The organism is Pseudomonas rubra, from assembly GCF_028656935.1.
Lineage (GTDB): Bacteria > Pseudomonadota > Gammaproteobacteria > Pseudomonadales > Pseudomonadaceae > Aquipseudomonas > Aquipseudomonas rubra.
On record NZ_JAMDGZ010000011.1, the window covers coordinates 28,954 to 50,702 of the forward strand.

At 62.4% G+C, this 21,749-nt stretch carries 18 protein-coding genes and 1 pseudogene; 15 read left to right on the forward strand and 4 right to left on the reverse strand.

The window, feature by feature from the left end; genetic code table 11:
• Positions 1-154: 154 nt before the first annotated feature.
• The 3 genes from gabD to M5G17_RS04930 all read left to right on the forward strand — a co-directional run bounded on the left by gabD (position 155) and on the right by M5G17_RS04930 (position 4,411).
• On the forward strand, positions 155-1,597 hold the full coding sequence (gabD, locus tag M5G17_RS04920; protein ID WP_273891907.1) for an NADP-dependent succinate-semialdehyde dehydrogenase: 1,443 nt from the start codon (positions 155-157) through the stop codon (positions 1,595-1,597).
• A 183-nt stretch (positions 1,598-1,780) separates the two neighbouring features.
• The gene (gene gabT / locus M5G17_RS04925; protein ID WP_273891908.1) at positions 1,781-3,061 is read left to right on the forward strand and encodes a 4-aminobutyrate--2-oxoglutarate transaminase; all 1,281 of its coding nucleotides are present in this window, start codon (positions 1,781-1,783) and stop codon (positions 3,059-3,061) included.
• Between the two features lie 141 nt (positions 3,062-3,202).
• On the forward strand, positions 3,203-4,411 hold the full coding sequence (locus tag M5G17_RS04930; protein WP_273891909.1) for a response regulator: 1,209 nt from the start codon (positions 3,203-3,205) through the stop codon (positions 4,409-4,411).
• A 31-nt stretch (positions 4,412-4,442) separates the two neighbouring features.
• On the opposite strand, the gene M5G17_RS04935 is transcribed toward M5G17_RS04930, so the two are convergent.
• Together M5G17_RS04935 and desA are read right to left on the reverse strand one after the other, a co-directional pair.
• On the reverse strand, positions 4,443-5,432 hold the full coding sequence (locus M5G17_RS04935) for a GGDEF domain-containing protein (protein WP_273891910.1): 990 nt from the start codon (positions 5,430-5,432) through the stop codon (positions 4,443-4,445).
• Between the two features lie 135 nt (positions 5,433-5,567).
• Positions 5,568-6,752: a delta-9 fatty acid desaturase DesA gene (gene desA, locus M5G17_RS04940; protein WP_273891911.1), complete on the reverse strand. Its 1,185-nt coding sequence runs from the start codon at positions 6,750-6,752 to the stop codon at positions 5,568-5,570.
• A 149-nt stretch (positions 6,753-6,901) separates the two neighbouring features.
• Between desA and dibA the strand changes: the two genes are divergently transcribed.
• From dibA to M5G17_RS04970, 6 genes are all read left to right on the forward strand, one after another.
• Positions 6,902-8,797, forward strand: coding sequence for a phosphodiesterase DibA (gene dibA, locus M5G17_RS04945; RefSeq protein WP_273891912.1), 1,896 nt, complete (start codon positions 6,902-6,904; stop codon positions 8,795-8,797).
• Between the two features lie 184 nt (positions 8,798-8,981).
• Entirely contained in the window at positions 8,982-9,164 is a 183-nt protein-coding gene (gene oscA, locus M5G17_RS04950) for a sulfur starvation response protein OscA (protein ID WP_059404116.1), read from the forward strand.
• A 75-nt stretch (positions 9,165-9,239) separates the two neighbouring features.
• Positions 9,240-10,247, forward strand: a complete 1,008-nt coding sequence (locus M5G17_RS04955) for a sulfate ABC transporter substrate-binding protein (RefSeq protein WP_273891913.1) — start codon at positions 9,240-9,242, stop codon at positions 10,245-10,247.
• 88 nt (positions 10,248-10,335) lie between these two features.
• On the forward strand, positions 10,336-11,154 hold the full coding sequence (cysT, locus tag M5G17_RS04960) for a sulfate ABC transporter permease subunit CysT (protein ID WP_273891914.1): 819 nt from the start codon (positions 10,336-10,338) through the stop codon (positions 11,152-11,154).
• A gap of 14 nt (positions 11,155-11,168) precedes the next feature.
• Positions 11,169-12,041, forward strand: a complete 873-nt coding sequence (cysW, locus tag M5G17_RS04965) for a sulfate ABC transporter permease subunit CysW (protein WP_273891915.1) — start codon at positions 11,169-11,171, stop codon at positions 12,039-12,041.
• A 3-nt stretch (positions 12,042-12,044) separates the two neighbouring features.
• Positions 12,045-13,034 (forward strand): sulfate/molybdate ABC transporter ATP-binding protein, encoded by a 990-nt coding sequence (locus M5G17_RS04970; protein ID WP_130262290.1) that lies wholly within the window; start codon positions 12,045-12,047, stop codon positions 13,032-13,034.
• 81 nt (positions 13,035-13,115) lie between these two features.
• Here the strand turns inward: M5G17_RS04970 and M5G17_RS04975 are convergent, their stop codons facing one another.
• Positions 13,116-14,723 (reverse strand): alkaline phosphatase family protein, encoded by a 1,608-nt coding sequence (locus M5G17_RS04975; RefSeq protein ID WP_273891916.1) that lies wholly within the window; start codon positions 14,721-14,723, stop codon positions 13,116-13,118.
• Between the two features lie 100 nt (positions 14,724-14,823).
• Positions 14,824-15,774 (reverse strand): LysR family transcriptional regulator, encoded by a 951-nt coding sequence (locus tag M5G17_RS04980; protein WP_273891917.1) that lies wholly within the window; start codon positions 15,772-15,774, stop codon positions 14,824-14,826.
• 144 nt (positions 15,775-15,918) lie between these two features.
• Here M5G17_RS04980 and M5G17_RS04985 point away from each other — a divergent pair, with 144 nt between their 5' ends.
• From M5G17_RS04985 to M5G17_RS05010, 6 genes and pseudogenes are all read left to right on the forward strand, one after another.
• Positions 15,919-18,261 (forward strand): TonB-dependent receptor, encoded by a 2,343-nt coding sequence (locus M5G17_RS04985; protein ID WP_273891918.1) that lies wholly within the window; start codon positions 15,919-15,921, stop codon positions 18,259-18,261.
• A gap of 247 nt (positions 18,262-18,508) precedes the next feature.
• Positions 18,509-19,300 carry an energy transducer TonB gene (locus M5G17_RS04990; protein ID WP_273891919.1) on the forward strand — a complete coding sequence of 264 codons (792 nt, stop codon included), beginning with the start codon at positions 18,509-18,511 and terminating at the stop codon, positions 19,298-19,300.
• A gap of 28 nt (positions 19,301-19,328) precedes the next feature.
• Positions 19,329-20,057 carry a MotA/TolQ/ExbB proton channel family protein gene (locus M5G17_RS04995; protein WP_273891920.1) on the forward strand — a complete coding sequence of 243 codons (729 nt, stop codon included), beginning with the start codon at positions 19,329-19,331 and terminating at the stop codon, positions 20,055-20,057.
• Position 20,058: 1 nt separating this feature from the next.
• Entirely contained in the window at positions 20,059-20,460 is a 402-nt protein-coding gene (locus tag M5G17_RS05000; protein ID WP_273891921.1) for an ExbD/TolR family protein, read from the forward strand.
• Between the two features lie 172 nt (positions 20,461-20,632).
• Positions 20,633-21,214: an alpha/beta hydrolase gene (locus M5G17_RS05005; RefSeq protein WP_273891922.1), complete on the forward strand. Its 582-nt coding sequence runs from the start codon at positions 20,633-20,635 to the stop codon at positions 21,212-21,214.
• Between the two features lie 69 nt (positions 21,215-21,283).
• Positions 21,284-21,730, forward strand: a pseudogene (locus M5G17_RS05010) (sigma 54-interacting transcriptional regulator); the annotation flags it as partial.
• Positions 21,731-21,749: the final 19 nt, after the last annotated feature.

Below are 21,749 nucleotides of genomic sequence, written 5' to 3' on the forward strand. Positions count from 1 at the left end.
TCAACCATACAGCGCTTTTTGTTCTTTTTTTCGAACACCCTATTGTCCTTTCTCCTCGTTGATCCTAGGATTCGTTTGAGATTTCAAACGCTCTCCTTTTTCTACAATCAATAATTCGCGCCGTGCCTGCACGGTGCCGTTAAGGAAGCCAGACATGCAGCTTAAAGACGCCCAGTTGTTCCGCCAGCAAGCCTTCATTAATGGAGAGTGGCTGGACGCGGACAACGGCCAGACGATCAAGGTCAACAACCCGGCGACGGGCGAGATCATCGGCACTGTGCCGAAGATGGGCGCCGCTGAAACCCGCCGTGCCATCGAGGCCGCCGACAAGGCGCTGCCGGCTTGGCGCGCGCTGACCGCCAAAGAACGTGCTGGCAAGCTGCGTCGCTGGTTCGAGCTGATGATCGAGCACCAGGACGACCTGGCCCGCCTGATGACCACCGAGCAAGGCAAGCCGCTGGCCGAAGCCAAGGGCGAGATTGTCTATGCCGCTTCCTTTATTGAGTGGTTCGCCGAAGAAGCCAAGCGCGTTTACGGCGACACCATCCCGGGTCACCAGCCAGACAAGCGCCTGATCGTGATCAAGCAGCCAATCGGCGTGACTGCGGCAATCACCCCGTGGAACTTCCCGGCGGCGATGATCACCCGCAAAGCCGGCCCGGCCCTGGCCGCAGGCTGCACCATGGTGCTCAAGCCGGCATCGCAAACCCCGTACTCGGCCCTGGCCCTGGTTGAGCTGGCCACCCGTGCCGGTATCCCGGCTGGCGTGCTCAGCGTGGTGACCGGCAGCGCCGGCGACATCGGCAGCGAGCTGACCGGCAACCCGATCGTGCGCAAGCTGTCGTTTACCGGCTCCACCGAAATCGGTCGCCAGCTGATGGCCGAATGCGCCAAGGACATCAAGAAAGTGTCCCTGGAACTGGGCGGTAACGCTCCGTTCATCGTGTTCGACGACGCCGACCTGGATAAGGCCGTCGAGGGCGCGATCATCTCCAAGTACCGCAACAATGGCCAGACCTGCGTTTGCGCCAACCGTATCTACGTTCAGGATGGCGTCTACGAAGCCTTCGCCGAGAAGCTCAAGGTCGCAGTGGCCAAGCTGAAAATCGGCAACGGCCTGGAAGACGGCACCACCACCGGCCCGCTGATCGACGGCAAGGCCGTGGCCAAGGTCCAGGAACACATCGATGATGCCGTCGGCAAGGGCGCCAAGGTGCTCAGCGGTGGCAAGCTGATCGAAGGCAACTTCTTCGAGCCGACCATTCTGGTCGACGTACCCAAGCACGCTGCCGTGGCCAAGGAAGAAACCTTCGGCCCGCTGGCGCCACTGTTCCGCTTCAAGGACGAGGCCGAAGTCATCGCCATGTCCAACGACACCGAGTTCGGCCTGGCCTCGTACTTCTATGCCCGCGACATGAGCCGAGTGTTCCGTGTTGCCGAAGCCCTGGAGTACGGCATGGTCGGTATCAACACCGGTCTGATCTCCAACGAAGTCTCGCCGTTCGGCGGTATCAAGGCCTCGGGCCTGGGCCGCGAAGGTTCCAAGTACGGCATCGAGGACTACCTGGAAATCAAATACCTGTGCATCAGCGTTTGATCGCAGCGTAAGGCTTTACCTCTGCCAGCGGGGCGCGAGAGCGACGTCTCGCTGGCCTTTTTACACCGTACATCCAGTGGCCTGGGCCCCTGCGGCAGTCGATCAACGCATGCTGCCAGCAGTTGAATACCGGCCGCTCCGACTTGAATCGCGCCACCTTGTGTGTGGCGAATTGAGGACATTATGAGCAAGACCAACGAATCTTTGATGCAACGTCGTGTCGCCGCTGTTCCACGCGGTGTTGGCCAGATCCACCCGATCTTTGCCGAGTCGGCAAAAAACGCCACCGTCACTGACGTCGAAGGCCGCGAGTTCATCGACTTCGCCGGCGGTATCGCGGTACTGAACACCGGCCACCTGCACCCGAAGGTGATCGCTGCCGTTCAGGAACAGCTGACCAAAGTGACCCACACCTGCTTCCAGGTACTGGCCTACGAGCCGTACGTCGAGCTGTGCGAAAAGATCAACGCGCGGGTTCCTGGCGATTTCGCCAAGAAAACCCTGCTGGTCACCACCGGTTCCGAAGCCGTTGAAAACGCCGTGAAGATCGCCCGTGCCGCCACTGGCCGTGCCGGTGTCATCGCCTTCACCGGCGGCTACCACGGCCGTACCATGATGACCCTGGGCCTGACCGGTAAGGTCGTACCTTACTCGGCCGGCATGGGCCTGATGCCAGGCGGCATCTTCCGCGCCATCTTCCCGAACGAGCTGCACGGCGTGAGCGTCGAGGATTCGATCGCTTCCATCGAGCGCATCTTCAAGAACGATGCCGAGCCACGCGACATCGCCGCGATCATCATCGAGCCAGTTCAGGGCGAGGGTGGTTTCATCCCGGCTCCCAAAGAGCTGATGAAGCGTCTGCGCGCGCTGTGCGACCAGCACGGCATCCTGCTGATTGCTGACGAAGTACAGACCGGCGCTGGCCGCACGGGTACGTTCTTCGCCATGGAGCAAATGGGCGTTGCGCCTGACCTGACCACCTTCGCCAAGTCCATCGCCGGTGGTTTCCCACTGGCCGGTGTCTGCGGCAAGGCCGAGTACATGGATGCCATCGCCCCGGGCGGCCTGGGCGGTACCTACGCCGGCTCGCCGATTGCCTGCGCCGCGGCCCTGGCCGTGATCGAAGTGTTCGAGGAAGAGAAACTGCTGGAGCGCAGCCAGGAAGTTGGCGAGCGTCTGGTTGCCGCCCTGCGCAAGATCCAGGACAAGCACCCGATCATCGGTGACGTACGTGCCTTGGGCTCGATGATCGCTGTTGAAGTCTTCGACAAAGCCGGCTCCCACACCCCTGATGCAGCAGCAGTGGCTTCGGTTGTGGCCAAGGCGCGTGACAAGGGTCTGATCCTGCTGTCCTGCGGCACTTACGGCAACGTCCTGCGTGTCCTGGTGCCGCTGACTGCACCGAATGAGCAACTGGACAAAGGTCTGGCGATCATCGAAGAGTGCTTTGCAGAACTCGCGTAAACTGTGACGCATTAGAAGAAAAACCCGCTTCGGCGGGTTTTTTTTCGCCCAGAGGAATGCCAGGGGGCTAAGGTTGCCTGTAAGGAGACACCTTGGAAGGTGCACTGGATTGCGTGTAGCGGAATATCGGGAGAGTTGTGTATGAGCGTTGTAGAGCCCGTCCAGGCACCTTGTGTGCTGATTGCCGAAGGTGACCCCTGGGTACTGGACATGCTGAGCCAGATGCTGCTCAGCGTACGTTGCGATGCGCGCTTGTTGGCATGCGCCGACGGTTCTCAAGCCTTCACGGCGCTGGCCAGCAAACCGGATCTGATCATCGCCGCACGCGAATTGCCAGGCGGTGACGGCCTCGACCTGTTGCGCAACGTGCGCGCCAAGGGCCGCCAGCCGGCGTTGCCGTTCATTCTCATGAGCAACCGCAGTGACGCCGCCAGTGTCCGCGAGGTGCTACCGTTCGCGCCCACGGCTTATCTGAGCAAGCCACTGAACATGGACGCTCTGCGCCAGCGTCTGCAAGAACTGTTGCCCAGCAATGGCGAAACCGTGGCCTGCCCGCTGCCGGCGTTGCAGCCGGGAGCGACCTTGCCGGCGTTTCTCGAAGGGCGCCGCGCCACTTCAGATGGCGGGCCGCTACTGGCTGACGTGAAACAGGCCATCAATCGCAGCCTGCAGCCCCAAGGGCTGGACCTTAAAGTGCTGGAAGCCGAGATCGGCAACGATCCGCAGGTCACCGCTGTGCTCATCGCCGCCGCCAACAGTGCGGCATTGCATCGCGACGGCGCGGTGCAGAACCTGATGCAGGCGCTGAACAAGCTGGGCACCACCCAGAGCATGAACCTGATCCTGGGCCTGGCGCTCAAGCGTTGCGCCAAGCTCAGCGATTCGCTGCTGTCGCGTCATGCCGAACACTTCTGGGCATTGTCGCTGCACACCGCAGAATATGCGCGGACCCTGGCGCGCATGCTCGAACTCGACCAGGAACGCTGCTATTGCGCCGGGTTGCTGCATTGCCTGGGAGACCTGGCGTTGCTGCGTTGCTTGCAGGAATGGCAGCAGGCCGGGGGCGCGCTGGATGAGGACGTGGTGGAGCTGTCGCTCAACGAATTTGCCGCAGCGTTCGGGTCGGCCCTGCGTACCCGCTGGCGCCTGCCGCTGGAGCTGCGTCAGCTGGTTGCGGCGATCTACCAGTTGGGCGGTGGCGTGTATTCACGCGATGCGCTGGTCATGCACCTGGCCGGACAACTGGCGCGCTTGCCGGCGGACCAGGGGCTGGAAGAGCTGGCTCAAAGCAAGACGGCGCGCTTGCTCAAGGTGGGGATGGCAGAGCTGGGCAGGTTGCGCAAGGATTGAGAGTGATCGCGGGGCAAGCCCGCTCCTACCCTTAGCTCCTTACAATTTGATTCTTGCCCTGGCGCTTGGCCTGGTACATCGCCGCGTCTGCCCGGGCAAACAGGCTGTCCAGTGATTCGTCGGCGTCGAGGATCCCGGTCAGCCCCTGACTCACGGTCACCCCAAACACCTGGTCTTCATGGCTGAAGCTTAAGCGCTGGATCTCGCGCTGCAGGCGTTCGGCGATCTGCTGGGCGATCTGCGGCGTACAGCCGGGGAACACCGCAGCAAACTCCTCGCCACCAATGCGTCCGAATTGGTCACCACGACGCAGCACCGCCTTGCCGGTATCGGCGATACGTTGCAGCACATGGTCGCCTTCCTGGTGGCCGTAGGTGTCGTTGATCTGCTTGAAGTCATCGATGTCGAGCAGCAGGAACGACAACGGCCCCTGCTCCAGCCGCGCGGTTTCAAAGGCTTGCTGGGCGCACTCGAAGAAATGCCGGCGGTTGCTGCTCTGGGTCAGCACATCGGTGGTGGCCAGGCGCTGCAGCTCGCCTTCGAGCTGTTTCTTTTCAGTGATGTCCTCGGCCATGCCGACAATGATCAGCCGCTGGTTCGGATCGTTTTGCTGGTTGATGAAGCACTTGTCGCTGATCCAGCGCACGTGGCCATCGGCGGTAATGATGCGGTACTCACGGTCTTCCACCGCGCCTTTGACCAGCACTTGGGCCAGGCTGCGTTCGGCGTAGTCAAGGTCGTCGGGGTAGATGCTGTCACGCCATTCATTGAAGTCGGCCAGCAACAGCCCGGCCGGGCGGCCAAAGATCCGCTCATAAGCAGGGCTGACGTACAGCACTTGGCGGCTTTCCCAATCAAACGCCCAGAGCACCGCGTTGACGCTGTCGAGCAAGGCGCTGAACAGCTGTTCACGTTCGCTCAGGCGGGCGACTTCACCTTGGGCATGCATCAGGGCCAGAAGGGTTTGGGCGGCTTCAGGGGGCGGATTGCAGGCCGGGCTTGTTGATTTGTTCTTGACCATTTTCGCGGAAATTCTCACGACGGGGGCGTGCGGCCACGACCCGGCCCGCCACGCGGGCGATATGCCTGTCAGAGTGAGATTAGGCGGGTAAGTTCCGGTCGGCGCGCCGGGAGGCAGGCGCGCCGATCAACGGCATCAGGCCAGGGCAGGGCGAAGCGAGTAGGTCTTGAGCTGGGCGGCAAAGTCACGCAGCGACTGGATGCCGCTGGCTTCTGCTTCGTGTACCCAGTCTTTCATGGCGGCGAGCATGTCGTGGCCATTGGCGCTGGTGCGCGCCCAGATCTGTTGCAGGGCCAGGCGCTTCTCGTAGATGGTCTTGAGCGACTGGCTGTGCTCGAGCATGGTCTGGATGCGCAGGTGATGGCGGTCCTCCAGCAGGCTGGTTTCCCGCGACAGCAAGCGCTTGGCACGGCGGAACTGGTGGCGCATCGAATCGTCGACCCGTGCCAGTTCCTGTTTGACCAGCGGCGCGATCACCAGCTTGCGGTACTGCGCCATGATCTGGAAGCGGTTGTTGAGGATCGCCATGGCGGTGTCCATGTCCAGCTGACCCTTGCCTTCGATCCGGTGGGCGATCGGTGCGACGCGCTGCACCTTGGCCAGGCGCAACCAGCAGAACAGCTTGATCCAGGCCCAGCCCATGTCGAACTCCCAGCGCTTGACCGACAGCTTGGCCGAGTTGGGGTAGGTGTGGTGGTTGTTGTGAAGCTCTTCACCGCCAATGATGATGCCCCAGGGCACAAGATTGGTGGCGGCGTCGCGGCATTCGAAGTTGCGATAGCCGACGGCATGGCCCAGGCCGTTGACCACGCCGGCCGCCCAGAACGGAATCCACATCATCTGCACCGCCCAGATGGTGATGCCAGCGGTGCCGAACAACAGCAGGTCGATCACCGCCATCAGGGCGATGCCGCCGAGCTTGTAGCGGCTGTAAAGGTTGCGCTCGATCCAGTCTTGCGGGCAGTTCTTGCCGTAGATGCGCAGGGTTTCCGGGTTCTGTGCTTCTTCGCGGTACAGCTCGGCGCCCTTGCGCAGCACCGTGGACAGGCCTTTGATCACCGGGCTGTGCGGGTCATCGACGGTTTCGCATTTGGCATGGTGCTTGCGATGGATGGCGGTCCATTCCTGGGTGTTCTGCGCCGTGGTCAGCCACAGCCAGAAACGGAAAAAGTGCTTGAGCCCGGCGTTGAGTTCCAGCGAGCGGTGGGCGGAATAACGGTGCAGGTAGACGGTGACACCAACGATGGTCACATGCGTCATTACCAGGGTAACTGCAAGCAACTGCCACACGGACAAGTTGAGCAAACCTTCGTACCACATAGGCGATATGGCCCTCAAGAACATAGGGAACAGCGGGAAGCATTATCCCTGCGCCAGCAAATAAAACCAGTCGGCCTTTTAGATAGGAGGTTAGAGGATGTTTCTACCCTATAATCCCCACAAATTTTTGTGGGTTTGCCCGGGACCTTATGTCTGCTTCCATTCGAGACGCCATGCGCATGGCGGCGCTCTACCTCGTGTTGTCGGTACTGTGGCTGGCTCTGTCTGATCAATTACTGAACAGTCTTTTCGATGCAGCCGAGCAAATCGCCCGCTGGCAACTGATCAGCGCGCATTTCTGGGTGCTGTGCAGCGCCTTGCTGATCTTTGTCTCGCGCGCGCGCCTGCTTAACTTCATCGGTGTCGGCGTGCGTTTGCGCCGCGAAGACCGCGAGCGTCTGCGCATGGCCGCCGCAGTGTTCGACAGTACGCTGGAAGGGGTGTTGGTGACGGACCGCGACGGCTTGATCGTGCACGTGAACCGGGCCTTCATGCAGATCACCGGCTACGACAAGGACGAAGTACTCGGCCAGCGTCCGAGCAAGTTCAAGTCCGGGCGTCATGGGGCGCCGTTCTACCAGCAGATTTACGCCACCCTGGCGCAAAAGGGCGAATGGAGCGGTGAGATCTGGAACCGGCGTAAAAGCGGTGAGGTGTATCCGCAATGGCAGACGATTTGCGCCATCCGCGATGACAGCGGCGAGTTGAGCCATTACGTCGCGGTGTTCAGCGACATCAGCGCGATCAAGCATTCAGAGCGCGAACTGGCCTACCTGGCCCACCACGACCCGCTGACCGACCTGCCCAACCGGCTGTTGTTCAATGACCGCACCCAGCAGGCACTGGCTGCGGCCCAGGCCAACAAGCGTGGCTGCGCCCTGTTGCTGCTCGACCTGGACCATTTCCAGAGCATCAACGACAGCCTCGGCCACAACATCGGTGACCAGTTGCTCAAGGTCGTTGGCGAGCGCTTGAGGTCGTTGCTGGACAATGCAGTGACACTGGCGCGGCTGGGCGGCGACGAATTTGCCGTACTCGCCGAGAACTGCCCGCAGGTGGGCCAGGCCGCAGCCTTGGCGCAGAGCATCATCGATTGCATGAAAGAGCCGTTCGAACTCGACAGCCAGCGCCTGTTCATCAGCGTCAGCATTGGCATCAGCCTGTTTCCTAGCGATGCCCTGAGCGCCGAACAATTGTTGCGCAATGCCGACTCTGCACTGTTCAAGGCTAAAACCTGCGGCCGCGCCGGTTACGCGTTGTACACCGAAGAGCTGACGGCCCATGCCCAGCAACGGGTGGAGACCGCCGGGGAGTTGCGCCGGGCATTGGAGCAGGAAGAGCTGCGGGTCTACTACCAGCCGGTGCATGACCTGTGCAGTGGCAAGATGATCGGCGTCGAGGCGCTGGTGCGCTGGCAGCACCCGCAGCGCGGGCTGGTGCCACCGGGGGAGTTCATCCCGATTGCCGAGCGCACCGGGCTGATTGCCGATATCGACACCTGGGTGCTGCGCCAGGCGTGCCTGCAGATGGTGCAATGGCAGGCTGAGGGGCGGCTGCTGGAGTTCGTCGCGGTGAATATTTCCAGCCGCCTGTTTGGCCATCGCGACCTTTATCAGCAGGTTGCCCAGGTGCTTCACGACACCGCGCTGGAGCCAGCCTTGCTGGAGCTGGAAGTGACCGAAAGCGCGGTGATGGAAGACCCCGAAGTAGCCCTTGAGCAACTGCATCGGCTGCGTGAGCTGGGCTTGCGCCTGGCCATCGATGATTTTGGCACCGGTTACTCATCGTTGTTGCGGCTCAAGCGCCTGCCGGTGCAGAAGCTCAAGATCGATCAGGGTTTTGTCGCCGGCTTGCCGTGTGACGACGACGATGTGGCGATCGTGCGGGTGATCATCGCCCTGGCCCGGAGCATGGGCATGCTGGTGCATGCCGAGGGTATCGAACAGGCCGAGCAGGCGCGCTTTCTGCTCGAACAGCAGTGCCAGTTGGGCCAGGGCTACTGGTTCGGCCGGCCGGTGCCGGCGCAGCAATTACGCCGGCCCTGAGGGCCCTATCGCGTGGGCGGGAGCGGGCTTGCCCCGCGCTAGGCCTCATACAAGATTTTGGTTATATAAAAATTCTTAAATAGTATTTTTAAGAATATTCGTGCGCCCCTAAGATTGCTCTCAAGCCAGGCGCAGTCGCTCCCCTTCACGCACTGCACGGCACCCATTTCACAGGAGCACGAGCATGAGCGCATCTCTGCGTAGCGTTGACGGTCAGGACGAAGCCACCATTCTGCGCGAAATCCAGAGCGCCCTGCGCGACCTGCGGTTTGGTGCGGTGGAAATCACCGTGCACAACGCCCAGGTCGTACAGATCGAACGCAAGGAAAAGTTCCGTCTGCAAAACCCCGCCAACAAGCCCAGCTGACCGACTGTGGGAGCGGGCTTGCCCGCGATGAACGCGCCACCTAATTAGAAAAATACGCCAATCGGGAGCTTCACCATGTCCATCCGCCGTTATGCCCTGGCCGCCCTCGCCAGCGCCGTTTTTGCCGGTTCCGCCATCGCCAAGGACTACGAACTGCTGAACGTGTCCTATGACCCGACCCGCGAGTTGTATCAGCAGTACAACGCCGAGTTCATCAAGCACTGGCAGCAGGCTCACCCGGACGACAAGGTGAAGATCCAGCAGTCCCATGGTGGGTCGGGCAAGCAGGCCCGCGCCGTGATCGATGGCCTGCGCGCGGATGTGGTAACCCTGGCCCTGGCCGGTGACATCGATGAAGTGGCCAAGCTGGGCAAGACTCTGCCGGATAACTGGCAGACTCGCCTGCCGGACGCCAGCACTCCCTACACCTCGACCATCGTGTTCCTGGTGCGCAAGGGCAACCCCAAAGGCATCAAGGACTGGGGCGACCTGATCAACAAAGACGTCTCGGTCATCACCCCGAACCCGAAAACCTCCGGTGGCGCTCGCTGGAACTTCCTCGCCGCCTGGGCATACGGCCTCAAAGCCGGTGGCAGCGAAGCCAAGGCCCAGGAATACGTGAAAGAGCTGTTCAAGCACGTGCCGGTACTGGACACCGGCGCCCGTGGCTCGACCATCACCTTCGTCAACAACGGTCAGGGTGACGTCTTGCTGGCTTGGGAAAACGAAGCCTTCCTGGCCCTCAAGGAAGACGGTGGCAGCGACAAGTTCGAGATCGTCGTACCGTCGCTGTCGATCCTCGCCGAGCCGCCGGTGGCCGTGGTCGACAAGAACGCCGAGAAAAAGGGTAACGAGAAGATCGCCGAGGAATACCTCAAGCACCTTTACAGCCCGGCCGGGCAGAAGATTGCCGCCGAAAACTTCTACCGCCCGCGTGATTCGAAAGTCGCTGCCGAATACGCCAAGCAGTTCCCGAAACTGGACCTGGTGACTATCGACAAAGACTTCGGTGGCTGGAAGACTGCCCAACCCAAGTTCTTCAGCGATGGTGGCGTGTTCGACCAGATCTACACGGCGCAGTGACGCATTGCCTGTGAGGATGATCGCCGTTCAGTAGCCAGCATGGGCCCGGGATTCGTTCCGGGCTTCGTGCGTTCAACCAGGGACCTCTATGTCACGTCGTATTTCCCCCGTCATACCCGGCTTCGGGCTGACGCTGGGCTACACCTTGGTGTACCTCAGCCTGATTGTGCTGATACCGCTGGCCGCCATGTTCATACATGCCGCCCAGCTCACCTGGGAGCAGTTCTGGGCCATCGTCAGCGCGCCGCGAGTGCTTGCGGCGCTCAAACTGAGCTTCGGCACGGCCCTCTGCGCCGCCATCATCAACGGCATCATCGGTACCCTGCTGGCCTGGGTGCTGGTGCGCTACAGCTTCCCCGGGCGCAAAGTCATCGATGCGATGATCGACCTGCCGTTCGCCCTGCCCACGGCGGTCGCCGGCATCGCCCTGACCGCGCTGTATGCGCCGGCCGGCCTGGTCGGGCAGTTCGCCACCGACCTGGGCTTCAAGATCGCCTATACCCCATTGGGTATCACCCTGGCGCTGACCTTCGTCACCTTGCCGTTCGTGGTGCGCACGGTGCAGCCAGTACTCGCCGACATTCCCCGTGAGGTCGAAGAGGCCGCCGCCTGCCTGGGTGCCAAGCCGCTGCAGGTATTTCGCTACGTGCTCGCGCCGGCGTTGTTACCAGCCTGGCTGACCGGCTTCGCCCTGGCCTTTGCCCGTGGCGTTGGCGAGTACGGTTCGGTGATCTTCATCGCCGGCAACATGCCAATGAAGACCGAGATCCTGCCGCTGCTGATCATGGTCAAGCTCGACCAGTACGACTACACCGGCGCCACCGCCATCGGCGTAATGATGCTGGTGGTTTCCTTCATCCTGTTGCTGCTGATCAACCTGCTGCAGCGGCGCATCGAAACCCCTTGAAGGAGGCCACGTCCATGTCTGCAACTTCTATTGGCGCGGCCGCTTCGGCCAATGCCGCGCGCCGTGGCAGTGCCACATCACGGCGCATCCTGATCAGCCTTGGCTGGTTGATTTTCGCCCTGTTCCTGCTGCTGCCGCTGGTGATCGTGGTGTCCCAGGGCCTGAAAATGGGCCTGGGAACCTTCTTCGAGGCGATCTTCGAGCCCGACGCCCTGTCGGCCCTGAAGCTGACCCTGATCGCCGTGGCCATTTCGGTGCCGCTGAACCTGGTCTTCGGGGTTAGCGCCGCTTGGTGCGTGAGCAAGTACAGCTTCCGCGGCAAGAGCATCCTGGTCACCCTCATCGACCTGCCGTTCTCGGTGTCGCCGGTGATCGCCGGCCTGGTCTACGTGCTGATGTTCGGCGCCCAGGGCCTGTTCGGGCCGTGGCTGCAGGATCACGACATCCAGATCGTCTTCGCCCTGCCGGGTATTGTCCTGGCGACCATCTTCGTCACCGTGCCGTTCGTCGCTCGTGAGCTGATCCCGCTGATGCAGGAGCAGGGCACCCAGGAAGAGGAGGCTGCGCGCCTGCTCGGGGCCAACGGCTGGCAGATGTTCTGGCACGTGACCCTGCCCAACATCAAATGGGGCCTGATCTACGGCGTGGTGCTGTGTACCGCGCGGGCGATGGGTGAGTTTGGTGCGGTGTCGGTGGTGTCCGGGCATATTCGCGGGGTGACCAACACCTTGCCGCTGCACGTCGAGATCCTCTACAACGAATACAACCACGTTGCGGCCTTCAGCGTCGCCAGCCTGTTGCTGATCCTGGCGCTCTTCATCCTGCTGCTCAAGCAGTGGAGCGAGTCCCGTATTAACCGTCTGCGCCATAACGCGGCGGAGGAATAATTCATGTCGATCGAAGTTCGTAACGTCAGCAAGCGCTTCAACGCTTTCCAGGCTCTGGACAGCATCAACCTGGATATCCACAGCGGTGAGCTGGTGGCCCTGCTGGGCCCGTCCGGCTGCGGTAAGACCACGCTGCTGCGAATCATCGCCGGCCTGGAAACGCCGGATCAGGGCAGTATCGTCTTCCATGGCGAAGACGTCTCCGGCCACGACGTGCGTGATCGCAACGTCGGTTTTGTGTTCCAGCACTACGCGCTGTTCCGCCACATGAGCGTGTTCGACAACGTCGCCTTCGGCCTGCGCATGAAGCCCAAGGGCGAGCGTCCGAGCGAGAGCAAGATTGCCGAGAAGGTCCACGAACTGCTGAACATGGTCCAGCTCGACTGGCTCAGCGACCGCTACCCCGAGCAACTGTCGGGCGGCCAGCGCCAGCGTATCGCCCTGGCTCGGGCCCTGGCGGTGGAGCCCAAGGTGCTGTTGCTCGACGAGCCATTCGGTGCGCTGGATGCCAAGGTGCGTAAAGAGCTGCGCCGCTGGCTGGCGCGGTTGCACGAAGACATCAACCTGACTTCGGTGTTCGTCACCCACGACCAGGAAGAGGCCATGGAAGTCGCCGACCGTATCGTGGTGATGAACAAGGGCGTGATCGAGCAGATCGGCTCGCCGGGTGAAGTCTACGAGAACCCGGCCAGCGATTTCGTCTATCACTTCCTCGGCGATTCCAACCGCCTGCACCTGAGCGAAGGCCAGCACGTATTGTTCCGCCCCCATGAAGTGTCGCTGTCGCGTCACGAAATCGAGGGCCACCACCCGGCCCAAGTGCGCGACATCCGTCCGCTGGGAGCGACTACCCGGGTGACCTTGAAGGTCGAAGGGCAGAGCGAGCTGATCGAGGCCGAGGTGGTCAAGGACCACGACAGCCTGAGCGGGCTGGCGCGGGGCGAGACCTTGTTCTTCAAGCCCAAGGTCTGGCAGAAAGTGGCCAATATCTAAGGGCCTCATCGCGGGTCAAGCCCGCTCCCACAGCGAATCCTGTGGGAGCTGGCTTGCCAGCGATGGGCTGCAAAGCAGCCCCTACCACACCCCAATCTTCACTACGCTATCCTCCCGCGGTTCGCCATAGCGAAACCACTGCCCACGCCGCTCGATCTCGGCATGGCTGATGGTGGTCCGCCGTTTCAAGCCCCTCAGCCATTCGAACAGATAACCCTGGTGCGTCTCCTGCACGCTGGCAAAGGCCGGGTCTGCGCCGAGGTCGTGCAACTCCTGCGGGTCATTGAGCAGGTCGAACAACTGTGCGCGAAAACCGTCATAGGCGATGTACTTCCAGCGCTCGCTGCGCACCATGGTCATCCGGCAGCGGTCGATCGGTTGGCCCAACCGTTCACGGGCCGGTGCCTGGAAGGCGTAGTCGTATTCGGCAATGGCGTAGTGGCGCCAGGCGTTGGCTGTACCGTGCAGCAGAGGGATCAACGAGCGCCCCTCCAGCCGATGCGCTGCAGCTGGCAGCCCCAGGGCGTCGAGAAAGGTCGGCAGTGCATCGATGGTTTCCACCAAGCGCTCATCCACCGTGCCGCGGCTGATATCGGCTGCGGCCCGTGGATCACGCACGATCAGCGGTATACCCACCGCAGGCTCGAGCAGAAACTCCTTTTCGCCCAGGCCATGGTCGCCCAGAAAATCGCCATGATCGCTGGTGAACACGATCAATGTGTCATCCCAGCGCCCATTGCTTTGCAGCACATCGAACAGGCGCCCGAGCTGGTCGTCGATCTGTTTGATCAGGCCCATGTAGGTGGGGATCACTTTGCGTCGCACCGCTTCGCGAGAGAAGTTCTGGCTTTCCTGGTGCAGGCGGAACGCGGCATACACCGGGTGATCATTGTCTTGCGCAGCGGGTATCGCCGCCTGCACCTGGCTGGCGTTGTACAGCGCGTGGTAAGGCGCCGGAGCGATGTAGGGCCAGTGCGGTTTGATGTACGACAGGTGCAGGCACCAGGGCTGTTCGCCCTGGGCCTGAATGAAGTCGATGGCGCGGTCGGTGGTGTAGACCGTCTCGGAGTGTTGTTCGGGCAGGCGCGTGGGCAAATCGGCGTTGCGCATGTGCCAGCCGCTGAGGATTTCGCCGTCATTGCCTTGGGCCGCATTGGCCCAGCTGTGCCACGGGTTGTCGCCGGCAAAGCCGTGGTCGCGCAGGTAGCGGGTGTAGGGCGCGCTTTCGCGTTTGCCGGCGAATTGCGGGTCGTCGGGGAAGATACCGTCGTGGCGGGCAACCGGCTCGAAACCTACCTCGTTGAGGTGTTCGGCCGTGCTCCCCAGCGGGTCGATGGCCAGTTGTTGCAGGGCCTCCTGGTTCGGCGTGGCGTGGGTCTTGCCCACCAGTGCGGTGCGGATCCCGGCTGGGCGCAGGTAATCACCGAGGGTCAGCTCGTCCAGCGGCAGCGGCACGCCGTTCCAGGCCACCTGGTGGCTGCTGACATAGCGTCCGGTGTAGGCCGACATCCGCGATGGGCCGCAGATGGTGCCCTGGGTATAGGCACGGCTGAAGCGCACCCCGGCAGCGGCCAGGCGGTCGATGTTCGGCGTGTGCAGGTGGCGGTGGCCATAGCACGACAGGTAATCGCGACGCAGTTGGTCGCACATGATGTACAGCACGTTGCGCACGGCAGTGGGGTGGGGCATGGCAGTCACCTGAGCGAATTTCAGCTGACTGTTTTCGCCGCCCGCGGCGCGCATCACAAGCGCATTTGCTGAATGCCTTTGATGCGTTTTGTGCAATGGCTCAGATCGCCAGGTGCTCCAGGTTGCGGGCGTCGAGGGCGCGGTCGGCCTGATCGGTGAGGATGATCTGCTCGATCATCGCCTCGGTCAGCGGTGACAGGCGCAGGCGCGCCTGGCTGACGATGCCGTAGCGGGTGTAGAGCTCTTCACAGTCGTCACCCAGGCCGTCGATGCTCAGCCGCACCAGCTTGCCGGAAGCATTGTGCAGAGCGTCACTGTAGGTGCCGCAGATGCCGATGGCATCGGAGTTGAGCACTACGCCGAGCAGGCTGTAGCTGTTTTCGCATTCGACGTTGGCGACGAAATCCGGTCGGCCGCTGAGGTCGGCGATGACCTTGCGCAGGTTGGGCGGGCGCAGGGTGACGGCCAATGGATAGTGCAACAGCTGCTCGGCGCTGACGCTGGACAGCGCCGCCAGCGGGTGCCCGGCACGGCAGCAGAAGTGCCAGCGCCGGGGGCGCAGGCGCAGGGTCTGATACTGCGGGTCGGCCTCGAAATGGCGGGTATCGGCGACAAAGAACTCGAACTCCTCGGCCAGCAGGCGTTTGTTCAGGCTCTGCCAGTCATCGACCTGAAACTGCACCCGCGCCTTGGGATAACGGCCAATGAAGCCGCCAATCGCCCGTGGTACGAGGCCCGCTGCGGGCGCCGGGCCGCAGCCAAAGCGCAACTCGCCCGCCTCCAGGCCATTGAACTGGCTGATCTCGTTGCTCAATTGGCGTGCGCCGCTGATTAGCCGCCGCGCGTGTTCGAGCACCACCAGGCCCTGTTTGGTCGGCGGCAGCTCCTTGTGCGAGCGGTCCACCAACTGGCAGCCAGCGCTGTGCTCCAGGGCCTGGATGCTGCGGCTGAAGGCCGATTGCGACAGGTTCACCGAGGTTGCTGCGGCAACAAAGCTGCGGTGTTCGGCAAGGGCAATCAGGTGGCGAAGTTGGCGCAGGTCTATATGCATTTTTCACATAAAAAGTATCGGGCAAATGCATTTGCTCTGCCGCTGGTGCACTCCTTATAAAGGCAATCTCTTATGCAGTAAATGTATGTCGAATCATAAATAAATAACTTAAAGGAATATAAATTCCTTTGCCAGGAGCCGCCCATGAGCCTGTCCCTTCGCGCTGCACCCTTGTCTTCACGGCGGCTCCAGCGCCTGCCCCTGGCTTTGCTGCTGGCCGGCAGCGCCCATTGGTTGCCGGCCCAGGCCGCAGAATCAGTAGAGCCTGAGGTCAAGGCCAGCGACAGTCAGCTCAAGACCGTGACCGTCACTGCCCGGCGCCGCGAAGAGAGCGCACAGGACGTGCCGACACCGATCAGCGTGCTCGATGGCCAGGCCCTGGAAAGCCAGCGGGTGTATCGCATCCAGGACCTGCAGCAACTGGTGCCCAGCGTCAACGTCGCCTACATGCATGCGCGCCAGTCCAGCGTGTCGATCCGCGGCCTGGGCAACAACCCGGCCAGTGACGGCCTGGAGGGCAGCGTTGGCCTGTACTTGGATAACGTTTACCTCGGCCGCCCGGGCATGGCCGTGTTCGACCTCATGGACATTGAGCAACTGGAAGTGCTGCGTGGCCCGCAAGGCACGCTGTTCGGCAAGAACACCACCGCCGGGGTGATCAACATCAGCACCCGCGCGCCCAGTTTCACCCCCGAGCGCAGCATCGAAACCTCGGTGGGCGAGGACGGTTACTTCCAGACCAAGGGCACGCTGTCCGGCCCCTTGAGCGAAACCCTGGCCGGGCGAATTTCGGCCTACCGCACGCGCAATGACGGCGATATCAAGAATGAGTTCGACGGCCACACCCTCAACGGCGGTTCGCGCCAGGGCTTTCGCGGGCAACTGCTGTACAAGCCCAGCGAGCAGTTCAACCTGCGCTGGATTGGTGACTACAACGAAGAGGACTCCAGCGCCGGCACCCGCGTGCTGTACAGCACCGGGCCGACCATCAATGGCGTCAACCGCTATGAAACCCGGGCCCGGGCGGCCGGGGCGACGCTGGTCGACGGCAGCAAGCGCAAGGTCAACCTCGATGACGATCAGCAGGTCACGGTGTTCCAGGGCGGCACTTCACTGGAGGCCAACTGGACCCTGGACAACGACTTTACCCTGACCTCGGTAAGTTCTTACCGCTGGTGGGACTTCACCCCGCGCAACGATGACGGCCTCAATGTGCCGGCGGCCTACAACGCCGGTGTCTCGGTGCGCGATAAACAGTACTCGCAGGAGTTTCGCCTGGCCTCGCCCACCGGTGGCTTCTTCGACTATGTGCTGGGTGCCTATTACTTCGGCTCTGACTTGGATAACAAATCCTTCGTTCAGTACGGGCCCCAGGCGGATATCTGGAACGGCACGCCAGCCGGCGCACTGGCCAACGTCAGCAGCGTCGGCAAGGGCCATATCACGACCGACAGCTTCGCCTTGTTTGCCCAGGGCACCTGGCACCTGACCGAGCGCCTGGACTTCACCGCCGGGGTACGGGGCACCTATGAGGAGAAAAGCGCCTGGGTCGATCGCGCCGCGCCTGTGGGTGGCGCGACCGTGGCAGGCGCCGCGGCCGCTGCCCGCCAGGGCCGGGTTGGCGCTTATGATTCGGGCGATCTCAACCAGTACAGCACCAGCCCTTCAGGTTTGCTCAACCTGAGTTATCGCTTCACCGATGACCTGCTCGGCTACGCCACCTTGTCTCACGGCGAGAAGTCCGGTGGCGTCAACCTGGCCGTGGGCACCGCGCCGGTAGCCGGCGCCGACTCTCTGCTGATCGGCACCGAGCGCGCCAATAACGCCGAACTGGGCTTGAAGAGCACCCTCTGGGACCGTCGGCTGCAGCTCAATGCCAACCTGTTCTGGACCGAAGTGCACGGCTACCAGACCAACGCCTACGACGATGCCAACCGCGTGCAGTACCTGACCAATGCCGGCTCTGTGCGTTCACGCGGGGTGGAGCTGGAAAGCACACTGATCCCGGTGCGTGGCCTGACCCTTAACCTCAACGGTTCCTACAACGACGTTCGGTACCTGTCCTACAAGGATGCCCCTTGCGCGCCGGAAGTCGCTCTGCAGCCGGGTGCCCCCGCAGCTTGCGATCTGAGCGGCCACCAGGTGGTCGGTGCGTCGAAATGGATCGCCAACGCCAACGGCCAGTACCAGTGGGACCTGGGCAACGGTCTGCAGCCTTATGTCACCGCCAGCTATGCCTTCCGCTCCAAGGCGGTCGGTACGGTCGAGGACTCGGACTTTGCGCAGATCCCCAGCTACGCCGTGGTCAACCTCTCCACCGGCCTGCGTGGCGACCTTGGCCAAGGCCAGTGGGATGTCTCGCTGTGGCTGAAGAACGCCTTCGACAAGACCTACTACACCACCCTCTGGAGCGCAGCCAACGGCGGCTATGAGGGCCTGCTGGGCACGCCGCGGACCTTGGGTGTGACCGGCCGCTACGACTTCTGAAACAGCGTTTTGCCATGCCTTTGCCGAATACTTTTCATGCCCTGCAAGCATGGCGTTTCAGGCGTTTGGCGCCAGCCCTTGAAGGCTGCGGCCTAGAGCGGTTCGGTCAATTTATATAGGCGTTTTAGTTCTATCTATAACTTTAAAAATTACTTTAAGACATAAGCAGTGCACGTTGATGATCCATCCCAGCGAAGGCAATTGACCTGCCTTCGATGAACCGCACCCACGTCCCAGGAGTTGATCAATGGGTAATGTCCAGACCGCCGCCAGTGCTCACGATGTGCTTTGGCGCCAGACGCCGAGCGGCGAGCTGGTCGACCTCGGTCGCCCGCTGCGGTTGCCGCTGGCGCAGTTGCGCCTGCAAAGCACACCGAAAAGCGCGCTGAGCCGTCGGGAGAAGATTCTGCTCGGGGTGTTTGCCCTGGCCTTGCACGGTGCGGTGGCGTACTGGGTCAGCCAGGCGCCGACCCCGGTGTTGCCAGTGGTACCACCGGAAATCCCGCCGATGACCATCGAGTTTTCGCAACCGGCGCCTCCTGCTGTGGAGCCACCACCGCCACCACCTCCGGCGGTGGTTGAGCCGCCGCCACCGCCGGTCGATGAACTTGCCGCCAAGCCTGCACCCAAACCTGCGCCCAAGCCCAAGCCGAAACCTGTGCCCAAGCCGGTACCCAAGCCTGAACCCAAGGCCGTCGAGCAACCGCCGGCAGCGCCGCAACCGCCAGCGCCTGCCGCACCCCCGGCGCCCGCACCGGTGACGCCGGCGTCGGCCAACGCCGCGTACCTGAAGAACCCGGCGCCGGAGTATCCGTCGCTGGCTCAGCGTCGCGGTTGGGAAGGCACGGTGGTGCTGCGGGTACAGGTGCTGGTCAGCGGCAAGCCGGGTGACATCCAGATCCAGAAAAGCAGTGGCCGCCAGCAACTCGACGACGCCGCCCTGGCCGCCGTCAAGCGCTGGAGCTTCGTCCCGGCCAAGCAGGGCGATGTGGCCCAGAACGGCTGGGTCAGCGTACCCATCGACTTCAAGATCCGCTAATTCGCGCTAATAGAAGAGAGTATTGATCATGACTGTATTGGCATCCCCCCTCGAATCCATCGAAAGCGCGGTGATCTGGCTGCTGGTGGGCTTCTCCGTCGTCACCTGGGGCCTGGCCCTGGTCAAGGGCGTGCAGTTCGTCCGCCTGAAGAACCAGGACAAACGCTTCCACAAACAGTTCTGGGCCGCTTCAAGCCTGGATTCCGCTGCCGAACTCAGCCATGGGCAACCCGGCGCTGCGGCCCGTGTCGCCCAGGCCGGATACGCTGCCATTGCTGTCGGTGAGCCGGGCCAGCAGGCCAGCGACCTGAGCCAGGCGATCAACCACCAGGACCGGCTCGAGCGGGCCTTGCGCCAGCAGATTGTCCGCGAACGCCGCTCGCTGGAGACTGGCCTGGCGGTAGTGGCCAGTATCGGCAGCACCTCGCCCTTCATCGGCCTGTTCGGTACTGTCTGGGGCATCATGGAAGCGCTCAAGGGCATCAGCGCTGCAGGTTCAGCCAGCCTGGAAACCGTCGCCGGGCCGATCGGCGCAGCGCTGGTCGCCACCGGTGTGGGGATTGCTGTCGCAGTGCCAGCCGTGTTGGTCTACAACTACTTCCTGCGCCGCCTGAAGCTGACTGCCGCTGACCTCGATGACTTTGCCCACGACTTCTACAGCCTGGCGCAGAAGAGCGCCTTCCGCGTGCTGGTACACCCTGCCGCCCACAAGGCCGGCACCGGCCAGAACACCCAGAAAGTGAAGGAGGCCTCCTGATATGGCCTTCTCGACCCAAGACAGTGACGAAGTACTCAGCGAGATCAACGTAACGCCGCTGGTGGATGTGATGCTGGTGCTGCTGGTGGTGTTCATCGTCACCGCGCCGCTTTTGACCAATGCCATCCCGATCAACCTGCCCAAGACCGAGGCCGTGGCTCCGGTGGAGCAGAAAGACCCGCTGGTGGTCAGCATCGACGGTGGCGGCAAGCTGTTTATCAACAAGGATGAGATCCAGCCTGATTTGCTGGAAACCAACCTGCAGGCGGCCAAGGCCAGGGATCCGGAACTGCGTGTGCAGTTGCAGGCCGACGATGGCGTGAATTATGGGGAAGTGGCGCGGGCCATGGCCTCGATCGAACGCGCGGGTATCACCAAGTTGTCGGTGATTACCGCCCGCTGAGCAACAACGCTCAGGCAATGCTTCAGGGACCGTCCTTCGGCAGGGGGCGGTCCCTTTTTTTTATGAAAGATATTTATTTTTGTTATTAATAAATAGCTTCTTATTCCTTTACGAATATAACCACCTCCCTATACTTGACCTCATGCACGCAAACGCAGCAGGAGGCGTCCCCATGCGCAACGAGTCGATCCGTTACCTGATTGTGCCGGGCTGGCAAGGTTCGCCAGACGATCACTGGCAAACCCATTGGCAGCAGGTGCTGCCCAACAGCGCCCGGGTCGAACAGGCCGACTGGTTGACCCCGCAGCGCCAGGACTGGGTAGCCGCCCTCGAACACGCCGTGGCCGCCGATGAATCGCCCGTGATCCTGATCGCTCACAGCCTGGGTTGCATCACCGTTGCCCATTGGGCGGCGCAAGCCAGTGCGATTCTGCTGCGCCGGGTTCGTGGCGCTTTGCTGGTGGCGCCGGCGGACGTCGAGCGTCCGACGTGTGCACCTGCGCTGCGTAACTTCGCACCGATTGCGCAACTGCCGTTGCCGTTCCCAAGCCAGGTGGTCAGCTCCGACAACGACCCGGCCGTGAGTGCGCCGCGGGCCATGCAACTGGCCCGTGCCTGGGGCGCTGAGGTGGGTTTTCTCGCCGGTGCCGGGCACATCAACGTCAAGTCCGGGCACCGTCGCTGGGAACAGGGATTTGCCTACCTGTATCGCCTGCAGAACCGCCTGGAGCAGCACGCCCTACGCCGCGCCTGAGGTTCAGGCGCTGACCCTTTGCCTTGATTCGAACGCCCGGGTGTAAAGCGCTCAGGGCGGGAGTTTGCCATGAGTAATCACGACACCTTCGGTCAGCCGTTGCTGACCTTTCCCGAACTGGACAAGAGCCCGCTGAGTATCCGGGCCAAGGCGCTGGTATTTGTCGACCCGCGCTCGCGACAACTGCGCGAGGAGCTGGAGCTGCTCGCGCCCTTGGCGCTACCGGTGCTGATCCGCGGCGAGACCGGCACCGGCAAGGAACTGCTGGCAAGGCAGATTCACCGTGCCAGTGACCGCGGCGGGCTGTTTGTGTCGGTCAACTGTGCGGCGATCAGCCCGACCTATGCCGACGCTGAGCTGTTCGGCTATAGCGCCGGCGCCCACAGCGGTGCCGCTAGCAGCCGGGCCGGCTGGTTTGGTTCGGCCAATGGCGGCACCCTGTACCTGGACGAAATTGCCGACTTGCCGTTGCCGATCCAGACCAAGCTGCTCTCGGCCCTGGAGAACCGCGAAGTCTATTCAATAAGTTAGATCC